A 13,639-nucleotide genomic window follows, 5' to 3' on the forward strand; every position below is an offset into this window, starting at 1 on the left:
TTGAAACAGCCAGAAATTTGCCCGTCGCCTGTGCTGAATCTCGCAACTGGTTAGGACGTAGGATTCTACTATAAAATAAAGTGTCGAGATCTCGATCTTCCCGCAGGACGATTGACATCCCTCTGAGGTTTGAATTGTCACCCTGATTCAATCAAAAGTTCCTCTGAATTATTTCCCTATTCATTGATGAGCGCGATTGGCTTGGCCAAAAGTAAAATGAGCGTTGTTAGAAACCGATGCAAAATCCAGGCAACACTGAACCTCAACCGAAAATCGACCCCTCTGTTTCAACGGATTCTCGCAAAGCGTTCTACCCAGCCGCGCCTTTTCCCACAGATGTAGGGATGGTTCTGCAATTGGCAGATGGTAGCATTCAGGGGTGCAATTCTCACGCCCAGGAGCTGTTGGGGATGACAGCCGAACAGATGCAGGGCAGCACTTCAATCAATAGTCTGTGGCAGACTGTGCGTGAAGATGGCTCGGATTTTCCCGACCAGAAGCATCCGGCGATGGTGGCGCTGCAAACCGGGCGATCGTGCTCAAATATCATCATGGGCTTTTATCGGTCACAGGGAGAATTGATTTGGTTGACACTCAATTCTCAACCTTTATTTCAGGGAGATCGATCGACTCCCTATGCGGTAGTAACAACCTTCACCGAGCTCGCTCAACCTCAGCCACAAGCAGTCTGTCACGCGCCCGCCCAACAACTGTCAGACACCCTCGAAAGTATTTCGGATGGGTTCTTTGCTTTGGATCGAGACTGGCGATTTACTTACCTCAATTTGCAAGCGGCACGGTGGCTGAATCGACTCCCGGAAGAGTTGATTGGCAACAGCATTTGGGAAGAGTTTCCCGAATCTGTGGGCAGTTTGTTTGAAAAGAAATATCGCCACGCCGCGACATTCCAAGTTACGGTTAGTTTTGAATCTTTTTATCCGCCGCTCAATGCTTGGTATGCGGTACGAGCCTATCCGATCGCATCGGGACTTGCCGTTTATTTTCAAGATGTGACCGAGGAGAAAGTGGCTCGCGCTATTTTTATTCAACAAGCGCAAACTGTGCAGCAACAACTAGCAGAAATCGAGGCGATTTATGCTAGTGCGCCGATCGGACTTTGCTTTATCGATACCGACTTGCGGTTTGTCCGCCTCAACGATCGCCTAGCAGAAATTAACCGAGTTCCAGCCGCCGCCCACATCGGCAAAACATGGCGCGAAATCTTGCCCGAAATGGCAGATGATTTAGAGCCGCTTTACAGACAAGCTATTGAAACTAAAGTTCCTCTCAAACAGCTCGAAGTTCGCAGGACGAACTCAGCACAGCCAGAACTAGAACAGGATTGGCTGTTGAGTCTCTATCCGCTGAGGGCCGAGGACGATCGCGTGCTGGGCGTGAATGTGACGGTGCATGAAATTACCGAACGCAAAGCTACCAAAAAAGAAATTCAACGGCTCAACCAAGAACTAGAGCGGCGAGTTAATGAACTGCAATCGATACTTGATGCTGTACCCGTCGGTATTACGATCGCCGACGACCCACAGTGTAAAGTAATTCGCGCTAATCGGTTTGCCGAGTCGATGTTGAAAGTGCCGCCCGATACCAATGTTTCTGGAACCGGAGAGCAAGCCGCAGTCCTTCCGTTTAGACAACTCCGCAACGGACAGGAAATTCCGGGAGAACAACTCCCCATGCAACTGGCCGCGGCTTCCGGCGTCGCAGTGCGAGATGTGGAAATTCAAATGGTGCGCGAGGACGGCGCGGCCTTTGATTGGTTGGTGAATGCGGTGCCGTTATTTGACGAACAAGGTGCAGTTCGCGGCTGTGTGGGGGCGTTTGTGGATCTTAGCGAGCGCAAACGAGCTCTTGCTGCTTTGCGCCGTTCCGAGGAACGCTATCGCACTTTGTTTGAGTCCCTAGACGAAGGCTTTTGCGTCATAGAAATGCTGTTTGACGAAAACGACAAGCCGATCGACTACCGCTTTTTGGAAGTCAATCCTGCCTTTGTGAAACAAACCGGACTCGAACAAGCTGTGGGTAAAACGGCGCGACAGATGCTTCCTGAACTCGAAGATTATTGGTTTGAGATGTACGGCAAAGTCGCGCTGACGGGGGAGTCTTTGCGTTTTGAGCACGGCTCGGAAGTCATGAACCGCTGGTTTGAGGTTTCGGCGTTCCGCACTCCTGAGCCGCAGAGCCGAAAAGTCGCCTTACTTTTCAAAGAAATCAGCGATCGCAAACAATCGGAAAATCTGCTGCAGCAACAGTCCGAGCAACTGCGGCTGTTCGTCAAACACTCGCCTGCGGGGGTGGCGATGTTTGACCGGCAGATGCGGTATATGCTGGTGAGCGACCGCTGGCTGGCAAGTTACGGGCTCGGCACTCAAAACATTGTAGGCCGATCGCACTACGACATCTTTCCCAATTTGCCAGATCTTTTCAAACAAATCCACCAGCGCTGTCTGGCGGGAGCAGTCGAAACCTGCCAAGAAGAGCAGTTTCCCCGCCCTGATGGCTTAATCGACTGGGTGCGCTGGGAAATTCACCCTTGGCGAACCAACACCAATGAGATTGGCGGCATCATGATTTTTTGCGAAATCATCACCGAGCGCAAAAACGCTGAACTCGCGCTGCAAGCGGCCTCCCAGCAAGTCAGCAATATTCTAGAAAGTATTACCGATGCCTTTATGGCGATCGATTCACAATGGCGCTATACCTACGTTAATGCCACTGCTGAAAAACTGCTTTCTCGATCGAGAAACGACTTGTTAGGTCGATCGATCTGGGAGGTATTTCCCGCCGAGAAAGAATCCTATTCAATGGCATATCAAGAATTGCATCGAGTTGTTTCCGAACAAGTTTCTGTCAAATTTGAAGAGTTTTCCCCGTCGCTCCAGAGATATATAGAAGTGAGCGTCTATCCTGCGGCCGAAGGACTTACGGCTTATTGGAGCGATATTAGCGATCGCAAACGCACTGAAGAAGAACTGCGGCAAAAGAATGCGATTTTGAATCTAATTAATGAGTCAGCGCCCACGCCAATTTTTGTCAAAGATCGAGAAGGACGGATTATTTATGCAAATCCAGCCACCTTGAAGGTGCTGGGTAAACCTGCTGCTGAAGTAATTGGCCGGCGCGATCGCGATTTATACCCAATAGCAGAACTTGGAGCCACAGTCACGGAAAACGATCGGCGCATTATGGAATCCGGACAAACAGAAGTCGTCGAAGAATCTCCCGATGGCATCCGGACATTTGTGACAATGAAAGCTCCCTACCGCAATCAGGCGGGAGAAGTCATCGGCCTGATTGGCATCTCCAGCGACATCACAAATCGCAAACGAGCAGAAGTCGCCATGCAAGAACAAACTAAGTTACTGCAAGTAATTATTGACAGCATTGGTGACGGTTTGATTTTGGCCAACCAACAAGGGGAGTTTGTGCTGTTTAACAGAGCCGCCGTAAGCATATTCGGTCAGCTATCGAATGAAAAATCTTATGAGGAATGGTCGAGTACCTACGGTCTTTTTACGGCAGACAAAAACACTCTCTTCCCCGACGCTGAACTACCTCTAGCCAGAGCAATCAAAGGTGAATATGTCAATGATGTAGAGGTATTTGTCCGCCGCGAAGATTCCGAAGATCGCTGGATCAGTATCAGCGGTTACCCGGTAGTTGATGCTAGCAGTGAAATCAAAGGCGGAGTGATTGTTTGTCGGGATATCACAGAACGCAAACAAGCAGAAGCAGCGATGCAAGAAAGCGAAGAACGATTCCGCAATATGGCTAACAACGCTCCATTTATGGTATGGGTAACAAACTCCACAGGCTATTGCACTTTCTTGAGCAAAAGCTGGTATGACTTCACAGGTCAAACTGAGGAAATAGGTTTGGGATTGGGTTGGGTAAACGCACTGCATCCAGAAGACCGAGAACAGGCCAAAAACGCATTTTTGACCGCCAACGAACGCCAGGGGCCGTACCGCGTAGAATTTCGCATAGGGCGCAAGGATGGCGGATATTCTTGGGCGATCGATGCGGCTGCTCCCAGATTTTCCGAAAGCGGACAATTTGAGGGTTATATCGGCTCTGTAATCGACATTACAGAGCGAAAACAAGTGGAAACCGAGCGCGATATGGTTCTCCAATTAGAACAAACTGCCCGCGCGGAAGCCGAGCGAGCTAACCGCATTAAAGACGAGTTTTTGGCCGTGCTTTCTCACGAGTTGCGATCGCCCCTGAATCCGATTTTAGGCTGGTCGCAACTGCTCATCGGCGGCAAGCTGAACGCGACTAAAACTGCCAAAGCCTTTGAGACGATCGAGCGCAACGCCAGACTGCAATCTCAATTAATCGAAGACTTGCTTGACGTGTCTCGGATTCTGCAAGGGAAACTCACATTAAATGTTGCTCCGGTGAATCTGGCAACGATTATTCCGTCTGCGGTGGAAACCGTGCAATTAGCAGCCGAAGCTAAAAAAATTCAAATCCAAACAATCTTAAATCGCGATGTCGGGCAAGTTCTCGGCGATACAAGTCGCTTGCAGCAAATTGTGTGGAATTTGTTATCAAACGCGGTGAAATTCACGCCCGAAGGCGGTCAAGTTGAAGTTCGATTAGCGCAAATCGAAGGCAAAGCTCAAATTCAAGTCACGGACACGGGTAAAGGTATTATTGCCGATTTCTTGCCTTATGTTTTCGACCATTTCCGACAAGAAGACAGCGCTACCACTCGCAAATTTGGCGGCTTGGGATTGGGATTGGCGATCGTCCGCCAACTCGTCGAACTTCACGGCGGAACGGTGTTTGCAGAAAGCAGCGGAGAAGGCCAAGGAGCGACGTTTACGGTGAGATTACCGCTATTAAATGATGATTCTAGAAGGCAGGAGGAGGAAGAACGTCATTGGGCGGCTAGTCCCGATATCTCATCCTTGCCGCTAACTGGATTGAGGATTTTGGTGGTAGATGATGAGCCTGACTCGCGAGATTTTGTCGCTTTCGTGCTTGAGGAAGCCGGTGCAGAGGTGATTTCCCTGTCATCTGGTGCTGAGGCGCTACAGTCGATCGCACAAACTGCACCGGATTTGCTCGTCAGCGACATCGGAATGCCCCAGATGGACGGATATATGTTGATCGATCGCATCCGCACTCAGCTTGCACCTGAGTATCGGCAGTTGTTGGCGATCGCCTTAACGGCCTATGCTGGAGAAGCGAACGAGCGCCAAGTTTTGCAAGCCGGATTTGACAAACACTTAGCCAAGCCGATCGATCCGACTGAGTTAGTTGCTACTGTAGCGCGAGCGAGCGTCGAGAGCGAGCGCTCTCGACGCTTTGGTAGATAAGCTTCAAGACCAGCACCTCCCCGTTTGGCGAATTTCCAACTGAATTTGCCAGTTAAAAGATATTATGCCTGTCTTCCTTCTTCCTTCTTCCTTCTTCCCTCTCCCTTCTTCCCTCTCCCTTGCGATCGCCCCTCAAACTTCGCTATTATAAAAAGTTGCAGTTAAAACCCCACAAGCAACGATCATGGCCAAGCGCGTCCAATTAGTTTTAAATAAAGATGTCAGCAAACTCGGCAAAGCTGGCGACGTAGTAGAAGTAGCCCCAGGCTACGCCCGCAACTACCTAGTACCCCAAGGAATGGGATTTAGAGCCACTCCGGGCATTCTCAAGCAAGCAGAGCGCCGCCGTGAAGAAGAAAGACTGCGCCAGCTAGAGCTCAAGCAGCAAGCTGAAGTCCGCAAAACCGCCCTCGAATCGGCCGGGCCTTTCATTATCTCCAAGCAAGTCGGCGAAGGAGACGCGATTTTTGGTACTGTCACCAACCAAGAAGTAGCAGAACTGATTTTCAACTCTACCAGTCAAGAAGTCGATCGGCGCGGCATCACCCTACCCGAAATTCGCCAAACTGGTACATACAAAGCTGAAATCAAACTACACGCAGAAGTTACCGCCGAAGTTGATATTCAAGTTGTTCCGATGTAATTAAGAGTTATCAGTCATCAGTCATCAGTCATTAGTTGTTAGTCATTAGTCATTAGCTAAGAACTGAGTACCGCTAACTAAGAAGTGAGTAACGCTAACTAAGGACTGAGGACTGCTAACTTGCAGATTTAAAACTGAAGACTAATCACTGGCAACTAATAACTATAGGATTTACGCAAAAAATGGTTTAATGCGCTATACGTAGGAATAACGTGCACCCATAAGCACCCTACAGATAGATTTGGTGCGTAAGTCCTAAACTAATGACTAATGACAAATGACTAATGACAAATGACAAATGACTGAGAAATATTGACTAATGAGCGATTTGATGCCGACAAATATAGAGGCAGAAGAAGCAATTTTGGGCGGGATTTTAATTGACCCCGAAGCTATTTCCCGAATAGCCGAACTTCTGCGGCCGGAGTTTTTTGCGATCGCCGCTCATCAAGTCATTTATCGATCGGCATTAGGGTTGTTTTTACAGGGTCAACCTACGGATCTAATGACGGTAACGACTTCTCTAACCGACCGCAACCAGTTAGAGCAAGTAGGAGGACTAACTAAATTAGCACAATTAGTCGATCGCACAGTTTCCGCCGTCAACATCGACCAATATGCAGTTTTAGTTGAAGACAAATATCAGCGCCGCAAATTAATTGAAGCTGGCAACAACATAGTACAATTAGGTTATGAGACGGCAACACCGCTAGAAACAGTCTTAGACCGCGCCGAACAAGAAATTTTCAGCATAACTCAAGAACGTCCGCAACAGGATTTAGTGTCGATCGGCGAAACGCTAAACCAAACATTTCAAGACCTAGAAAATCGCAATGAAGGCCTCACACTTCCCGGTATTCCGTGCGGTTTTTATGACTTAGATGCCATGACAGGAGGCTTTCAGCGATCGGATTTAATCATCGTTGCAGCCAGGCCGGCGATGGGCAAAACCGCTTTCTGTACCAACATCGCCCACCACATAGCAGCCGGACAGCAGAAATTGCCGGTCGCCGTTTTCAGCTTAGAAATGTCGAAAGAACAGCTAGTGCAGCGTATCCTGTCCAGCGAAGCCAAAATAGAAAGTAACCGATTGCGATCGGGTAGAATCAGTCAAAACGAATGGGAACCCATCAGTACAGCCATTGGCAACTTATCAGAACTGCCACTGTTTATTGACGATACTCCCAGTATTACCGTCACAGAAATACGATCGAAAGCCCGCCGCCTCCAAGCAGAACAAGGCGGAGCCCTAGGATTAATCTTGCTAGATTACCTGCAATTAATGGAAGGCAGCAGCGACAACCGCGTCCAAGAATTATCTCGAATTACCAGAAGCCTTAAAGGTTTAGCCCGCGAACTCAACGTGCCGATTATTGCCTTATCTCAGTTGAGTCGGGGTGTGGAAGCGAGGACAAACAAGCGGCCGATGATGTCTGATTTGAGAGAAAGTGGATGTCTCGGTGGCGATAGTTTAGTTACCCTGGCGGATAGTGGATTAGAAGTCCCGATTCGTGATTTAGTCGGCAAATCTGGCTTTGCTGTTTGGGGATTAAATTCAGATACCCTGAAACAGGAAAAAGCGATGGTGACTAATGCTTTTTGTACTGGAGTCAAGCCCGTCTGGCAGATGACGACTTGCTTGGGAAATTCGATTACAGCAACAGGCAATCATAAGTTCTTTACATCAGATGGTTGGAAGCGTTTAGATGAATTTAAAATAGGCGATCGAATTGCTACACCACGCTCAATTCCTTGTAATGAAGTGCAGACGATGGGTAATGCTGAATTAGCTTTACTAGGACATTTAATTGGTGATGGTTGTACTTTACCCCGACATACCATTCAGTACACGACGCGAGAATTAGATTTAGCTGAATTAGTTGCACATTTGGCTAGAGAAGTATTTGGCGATCAAATTAATTACCGCATTAAACGGGAACGCGATTGGTATCAAGTTTATCTCCCCGCTAGTTATCGTCTCGCTCCCAATATTAAAAATCCGATTACTAAATGGCTCGACCAATTAGAAATATTTGGTTTACGTTCCCATGAAAAATTTATTCCCAGTTTAGTATTTACCCAACCGCAAGAATCGATCGCTCTTTTCCTTCGACACCTATGGGCAACTGATGGTTGTATCCGTACGAGTAAAGACAATTCCCACTATCCCAGTGTTTACTATGGATCTAGTAGCGAAAAATTAGCGCGGGGAGTTCGATCGTTATTATTAAAATTGAATATTAATGCTTCTTTTAAATCCATTTCCCAAGGAAATAAAGGGCGAACTCAATATCAAGTATGGGTAGGTGGGAAGCAAGATCTAGAAAAATTTGTATATCGGATTGGTGCGATTGGCAATTATAAACAAGAAAGTTTAGCCGCCGTCAAAATATATCTAGAAAAATCTGGAGGGGCTAATACCAACCGAGATTTAATTCCCAACCAAGTTTGGCGAACCCAAGTTAATATGGCCAGAGAACGTTTGGGTTTAACAACTAAACAAATTCAAGCAAGTTTGGGCGTGCGCTATTGTGGCGACAGTTCCTATCAATGTGATATCAGTAGAGAACGAGCTACGCAGTTAGCTACTCTTCTAGACTCTGAAGAAATTATGAAAATTGCTGTTAGCGATATCTATTGGGATAAAATAAAAAAAATAGATTTCATCGGCGAAGAAATGGTTTACGATCTAACGGTAGAGAAAGTTAAAAACTTTGTTACACAAGGATTGTACGCTCATAATAGTATCGAGCAAGACGCAGATTTAGTAATTATGCTCTACCGCGATGAATATTACAATCCTGATTCGCCCGATCGCGGAATTGCAGAAGTAATTATTACCAAACACAGAAACGGCCCCACAGGAATCATCAAACTATTATTCGACGCCCAATTTACCTGCTTTCGCAATCTGGCATCTCCGAAGCGATCGTAAATCAACCAGGGCTTATATTATGTGCGTTGAATTGGCCGTTATAAAATTTTGTCTAAACAGTGAGGGCGGGTTTATAGATATTGTCGATGTCGATGAAAGATTGTTGGTGAAACCTGCCACTACAAATATTGTAGTTATTTACCAGAGGCGATCTTACACAGAAACCCGGTTTCTTAAAAAAACCGGGTTTCTAAACACCGTAAAAGTTTTACGTTGAATTAGATTGAGCTACCTAGCCAGCGATTTTCAACAATTCCACATCAAAAATCAGCGTAGCATTAGGAGGAATCACCCCGCCCGCACCGCGAGCACCGTAACCGAGTTCAGGGGGAATAATCAACTGGCGGCGGTCTCCAACTTTCATCGTACCGACACCTTCATCCCAACCCTTAATTACTTGACCCACGCCAATTTTGAACTGAAAAGGAGAATTGCGATCGCGCGAACTGTCAAACTTCGTGCCATCTTCCAAAGTTCCAGTGTAGTGCACGACAACCGTCTGCCCGGTTTTTGGAGTCGCTCCATTACCCTCTTTCAATTCAACATATTTCAGACCTGAATCTGTGGTGACAGTTTTCTCAGTATTATCAGTCATATTATTGCCAGCGATAGTAGCTGGTACCTCCGGTAAAGTAGCATCAGCTACTAGCAAGCTATCTTCTTCCAAAGACGGCGCTGACAAATTCTCAATAGCAGTCTCGGGTAAAAGATTGTTCAATTCGGCGGCAACTGCTTGAGACCCAGAACCGCCCATTTGAGCGACTATCAAAAACACAAAGCAAACCAGCATTACCCCCAAACTCACTAGAACTCCTCGCAAAATTAATCCTCCTGATAATTTTAACCCCGATATCTCAGATATCTAAGACATCTAGTACAACAATAACTACCAAATTTTATCTGAACTTTTCCACCAAAAGATGGCAGGTTCCAGATAATTTTAAAGGCAAAAGTATGAAGTCAGAATGTTTGTAATTATACATAAGTGGCTTCTACATAAGTGCCTTTTTGAGCCTTCTGCCTTCGGGTGACAATCTTATCACAAGATAGCAGCGAACCGGCAGACCCGATCGAACTCAGCGCCAGTTACGGTTTTCTAAATCCCGCATCTGACGTTCGAGACGATCGAGCCTTCCCCGCAACTCATCCATTTCGGATTGTCGGGGGACTCCCATATCCTGCAGCATATTCCGCAGTTGCCGCTGCAACTGCGTATCCCAATTGCCCTGTTCAGACTTGAGATGCTCAGTCATGTCATCGACAAAGGTTTTGGCTTGGTCGGAATTGATTTTGCCATCTTTGACCCATTGCTCGCTGACTTCCTGCAATTTCTCGGCCACCAGGGAGGTAGTACCAATGCCGAGCATTACCAGTTGTTTGAGTAAGTTGCTATTGTTATCCATATATTTTTCCTACTGTTTGCTCTTCATACTCGATCGGCTCAGGTCGCCTGCTGTCGCTGCGAAACTATCTGTACACTTAAAGTTACATCAGCGCACACCTACCTTTCTATTTTGGAGCATCCAGCCGCCTGATGGCGAGTTGAGCGTGTCGAGCAGCGTTCGGTAAACCCCCTAATGAGCTACCGACAAAATTACCCAATCACATCCTGTATATGCCTGATTGCCCCCGCTGTCACCAACCTGTAGACGCCCGAGCGATCGCCTGCGCGCACTGCAAAACCCCTCTCAAGGCTTTCGGTCATCCGGGTATCCCCCTTTATCGATCGCAAGCCGAAGAATTTCTGTGCACTACCTGTATTTATCACGAAGATGACACTTGCAACTACCCGCAACGTCCTTTTGCCAAAGAATGCACGCTTTATCACGATCGAGCTGAGCCGCTTGTGCCGCAGACGAGCCGTTACATCAGTGGCGGCTGGCCGCAATCAATCAAAAATTGGTGTCAGCGCCATCTCGTTTGGTTAGCTTTATTAGGTTTAATTCTTATTAGCATTGCTCTGTCGATTTAATCGAATTATAGAAAGCGTAGAATAGAGATATCTGCGTTGAGCGGGGTTGCTCAGCGGTTCATTCTCTAAATTATCCATGAGTTATGTATTGGGCATCGACGGCGGCGGCACAAAAACTATTTGCATCTTAATGGACGAAAACAGCCTTGTTTTGGGACGCGGCGAAGCAGGGCAGTCAAATTATCAAACGCTGGGAATTGAGAGAGCCAAACAATCCATTCAATTGGCGATCGAACGAGCAGTTCTGTCCGCTAAAATCGAGGCGAATAGCAATTTCAACATAGAAGCTATTTGTCTGGGACTAGCAGGCGTGGGGCGTCAAAAAGATATTGAAATAGTGCAATTTCTAGTGCAGAACTTGCAGTTGACGAATACTTTACCAGTAACCCGATCGTTCTTGCCTAGGAATATAGTAATTTGCAGCGACTGCGCGATCGCACTTGTTGGCGGCACGGGCTATCCAGTAGGTATCACCGTTATTTCAGGAACCGGTTCGATTGTTTTCGGGCAAAACAGTCAAGGGAAAACGAAACGAGTCGGCGGTTGGGGATATATTGTAGGCGATGAAGGCAGCGGATATGACATCGCCATTCAAGGTTTGCAAGCGGCTTTGAAGTTCTATGACGGACGCGGAGAGTTTACAGCACTTGCAGAAAATTTTCAAAACCATTTAGGCCTAAATCACCTGGAAGAATTGGTAGAAGTCGTTTACCGGCGCGGTTGGGGAGTCAAAGAAATTGCAGCTTTAGCGCCGATTGTCGATCGAGTCGCAGCAGAGGGCGATCGCGTCGCTGACGGCATTATTAATAGTGCCGTGGCAGAATTAACATTTTCAACAAAAATAGCCATTTCAGCGCTATTTAACCCCAGAGAAGAATTTGAAATTGTGCTCGTAGGAGGTGTGTGGGGTGGCGAGGCCAATTGCCGAGGTCGGTTTGAAGCGGCAATAAGTGCGATCGCCCCGACAGCTAAGGTAATTTTGCCCCGATACGAACCAGCTTTCGGTGCTGGATTGTTAGCCTTAAACGCTCTCAACAATTAATTGTTGACTGTTGACTGTTGACTGCTGAGTGCTGAGTGCTGACTGTTGACTATCTTCCTTATCTTCCCGATCGCCCCTGTCTTGCGGGTTTTCTCGATTTTTCCAAATTTTCAAATTCTGGATTATCTACCTTATCTTCCCAACTTGTAGAATTCCAGCCTGCCATAATTAAAACATCAGATGAAGGCGAAACCAGAAACAAATTTAGCAGTAGTGCGTTCCTAAGTAAACCAAAACCGAAGCAAGGAGACAATTTATATGATTACTTCTCAAAAATGGCGTTCAGCAACAGCAGCAATCCTCGCACTGGGCATTACAGTTGCAACCAGCGCGCCGCTGGTAGTAGCTACTCCCGCAGAAGCTCAACAACGAATTTCCCAATTTGATAGCATCCGAATTCCCTCGGGCAGTGTAATTCCAGTTAGCTATGAAAAAGACAAAATTATTGTCACGCGCGAAGAAACTGCACCTTTAACTTTAACAGTAGCGCGAGACATCCGCACAGGTCAAGGCAGAGTATTAATCCCCGCAGGCAGCCAGATAGTAGGGGTATTGCAACCTGTCAGAAGGGGCAATCAAATTGGTACTCAATTTGTTGCCAGAGAGTTAATTATCAGCCGCCGCCAACGCTATCGGATTGACGGAAATTCAGGAGTTATTACCAGAACCGAAAGAGTCCAAAAAGGTGCTGGCACAGGTTCATTAGCCCAAGGTGCAGCATTGGGTGCAGCCGCAGCAGCAGCACTAGCAGGCATTACCGGCGACAAAGCGATCGCCACTGAAGAAGTATTGGGAGGTGCTGGGATCGGCGCTTTAGCTGGTGTCTTGTTGGGGCGGCGCAGCGTTGACGTGATCGTGATTCGCCCGGAACAAGATTTGGCAGTGAGATTGCGATCGGACATCGTACTCCGCTAATATTGATATCTTCCGATCAATTATTTGCAGCAAAACATTGTCGATCGCTAACTTGTGGTCTCCCGATAATTGGCTAGGCATACTGTTAAGGTTGTGCCTAGCCATGTTTGTTGGCGGAATTATTGGATGGGAGCGCCAACTCAGACACAAACCAGCGGGTTTGAGAACTCATATGCTAGTAAGTATGGGTTCTGCACTGTTTGTTTTAATACCGCTGTCAATGGGTCAACATGAAAACGGACGAGATTCTGTAGAGCGCGTAATTCAAGGCATTGCTGCCGGGATTGGGTTTTTGGGAGGCGGAGAAATCCTGCGGCAAAGTCAACAAGAAATAGGCAAAGTTGAAGTTCACGGGCTCACCTCTGCCGCCGCTATTTGGGTATCAGCAGCTTTAGGAACTGCTGCCGGATGCGGGTTGTGGCAACTGGCATTAATTGGCGCTTTCATGTCGCTGTTTGTTCTAAGAGTAATTAAAGAGTTAGAGCGTCAGAGTCGCAAATAGTCTCAGTTATTATATAATGTCTGGTAAAATAACCGTTAGAAAGTTTGTAGTGACGGCCAAAGTCCGAAGTAGTTTTATCAGGACTTTAGCCCTCACTACCAACCAATTTGATGGGGTCGATTGAGGGTACATAATATTAGCTGTTTCATACCAAGTCCAGTTAATCACCGATCGTAAATTGTTGCCCCTCATCCAAGCCAGACCTGTATAGGTGGTAAAAAAGTAGCTCAAATGCTCGAAATATCTGTTTCCGGCGAGTGATGTTTTTATTTACTAGCTAATTAATAA

10 protein-coding genes are annotated in these 13,639 nt (G+C 47.0%); 7 read left to right on the forward strand and 3 right to left on the reverse strand.

What is annotated here, in order from left to right; translation table 11 throughout:
• Window positions 1–236: 236 nt before the first annotated feature.
• The 3 genes from QUA13_RS08155 (at window position 237) to QUA13_RS08165 (ending at window position 8,920) form a co-directional block, all read left to right on the forward strand.
• Window positions 237–5,342, forward strand: coding sequence for a PAS domain-containing protein (locus QUA13_RS08155; protein WP_333197862.1), 5,106 nt, complete (start codon window positions 237–239; stop codon window positions 5,340–5,342).
• A gap of 184 nt (window positions 5,343–5,526) precedes the next feature.
• The gene (gene rplI / locus QUA13_RS08160; protein ID WP_015177225.1) at window positions 5,527–5,985 is read left to right on the forward strand and encodes a 50S ribosomal protein L9; all 459 of its coding nucleotides are present in this window, start codon (window positions 5,527–5,529) and stop codon (window positions 5,983–5,985) included.
• 319 nt (window positions 5,986–6,304) lie between these two features.
• A complete protein-coding gene (locus QUA13_RS08165; protein ID WP_333197863.1) occupies window positions 6,305–8,920 on the forward strand; it encodes a replicative DNA helicase in 2,616 nt (871 codons plus the stop codon).
• Window positions 8,921–9,152: 232 nt separating this feature from the next.
• Here QUA13_RS08165 and QUA13_RS08170 read toward each other — a convergent pair whose 3' ends face one another.
• Together QUA13_RS08170 and QUA13_RS08175 are read right to left on the reverse strand one after the other, a co-directional pair.
• Window positions 9,153–9,740 (reverse strand): FKBP-type peptidyl-prolyl cis-trans isomerase, encoded by a 588-nt coding sequence (locus tag QUA13_RS08170; protein WP_333197864.1) that lies wholly within the window; start codon window positions 9,738–9,740, stop codon window positions 9,153–9,155.
• Window positions 9,741–9,996: 256 nt separating this feature from the next.
• Window positions 9,997–10,323 (reverse strand): phasin family protein, encoded by a 327-nt coding sequence (locus QUA13_RS08175; RefSeq protein WP_333189997.1) that lies wholly within the window; start codon window positions 10,321–10,323, stop codon window positions 9,997–9,999.
• Window positions 10,324–10,535: 212 nt separating this feature from the next.
• Here QUA13_RS08175 and QUA13_RS08180 point away from each other — a divergent pair, with 212 nt between their 5' ends.
• On the forward strand, window positions 10,536–10,892 hold the full coding sequence (locus tag QUA13_RS08180) for a zinc ribbon domain-containing protein (RefSeq protein ID WP_172185914.1): 357 nt from the start codon (window positions 10,536–10,538) through the stop codon (window positions 10,890–10,892).
• Between the two features lie 76 nt (window positions 10,893–10,968).
• Window positions 10,969–11,934 (forward strand): BadF/BadG/BcrA/BcrD ATPase family protein, encoded by a 966-nt coding sequence (locus QUA13_RS08185; protein ID WP_333197865.1) that lies wholly within the window; start codon window positions 10,969–10,971, stop codon window positions 11,932–11,934.
• On the opposite strand, the gene QUA13_RS08190 is transcribed toward QUA13_RS08185, so the two are convergent.
• A complete protein-coding gene (locus QUA13_RS08190) occupies window positions 11,914–12,048 on the reverse strand; it encodes a hypothetical protein (RefSeq protein WP_333197867.1) in 135 nt (44 codons plus the stop codon). The genes QUA13_RS08185 and QUA13_RS08190 overlap by 21 nt on opposite strands.
• Window positions 12,049–12,192: 144 nt before the next feature.
• Between QUA13_RS08190 and QUA13_RS08195 the strand changes: the two genes are divergently transcribed.
• Both QUA13_RS08195 and QUA13_RS08200 read left to right on the forward strand, forming a co-directional pair.
• Window positions 12,193–12,849 (forward strand): hypothetical protein, encoded by a 657-nt coding sequence (locus tag QUA13_RS08195; protein ID WP_333189993.1) that lies wholly within the window; start codon window positions 12,193–12,195, stop codon window positions 12,847–12,849.
• A gap of 103 nt (window positions 12,850–12,952) precedes the next feature.
• Window positions 12,953–13,351, forward strand: a complete 399-nt coding sequence (locus tag QUA13_RS08200; RefSeq protein WP_333197868.1) for an MgtC/SapB family protein — start codon at window positions 12,953–12,955, stop codon at window positions 13,349–13,351.
• The last annotated feature ends 288 nt before the right edge of the window (window positions 13,352–13,639 follow it).

Source organism: Microcoleus sp. S28C3 (assembly GCF_036700785.1).
In the GTDB taxonomy this organism is placed as follows: domain Bacteria; phylum Cyanobacteriota; class Cyanobacteriia; order Cyanobacteriales; family Microcoleaceae; genus Microcoleus; species Microcoleus asticus.

Excerpts from the sequence above, each read along its gene's own strand:
- QUA13_RS08175 (WP_333189997.1), bottom strand. The coding sequence starts at position 10,323 with ATGGATAACAATAGCAACTTACTCAAACAACTGGTAATGCTCGGCATT.
- QUA13_RS08185 (WP_333197865.1), top strand. The coding sequence starts at position 10,969 with ATGAGTTATGTATTGGGCATCGACGGCGGCGGCACAAAAACTATTTGC.
- QUA13_RS08155 (WP_333197862.1), top strand. The coding sequence starts at position 237 with ATGCAAAATCCAGGCAACACTGAACCTCAACCGAAAATCGACCCCTCT.
- QUA13_RS08195 (WP_333189993.1), top strand. The coding sequence starts at position 12,193 with ATGATTACTTCTCAAAAATGGCGTTCAGCAACAGCAGCAATCCTCGCA.
- QUA13_RS08200 (WP_333197868.1), top strand. The coding sequence starts at position 12,953 with ATGTTTGTTGGCGGAATTATTGGATGGGAGCGCCAACTCAGACACAAA.
- rplI (WP_015177225.1), top strand. The coding sequence starts at position 5,527 with ATGGCCAAGCGCGTCCAATTAGTTTTAAATAAAGATGTCAGCAAACTC.
- QUA13_RS08180 (WP_172185914.1), top strand. The coding sequence starts at position 10,536 with ATGCCTGATTGCCCCCGCTGTCACCAACCTGTAGACGCCCGAGCGATC.
- QUA13_RS08165 (WP_333197863.1), top strand. The coding sequence starts at position 6,305 with ATGAGCGATTTGATGCCGACAAATATAGAGGCAGAAGAAGCAATTTTG.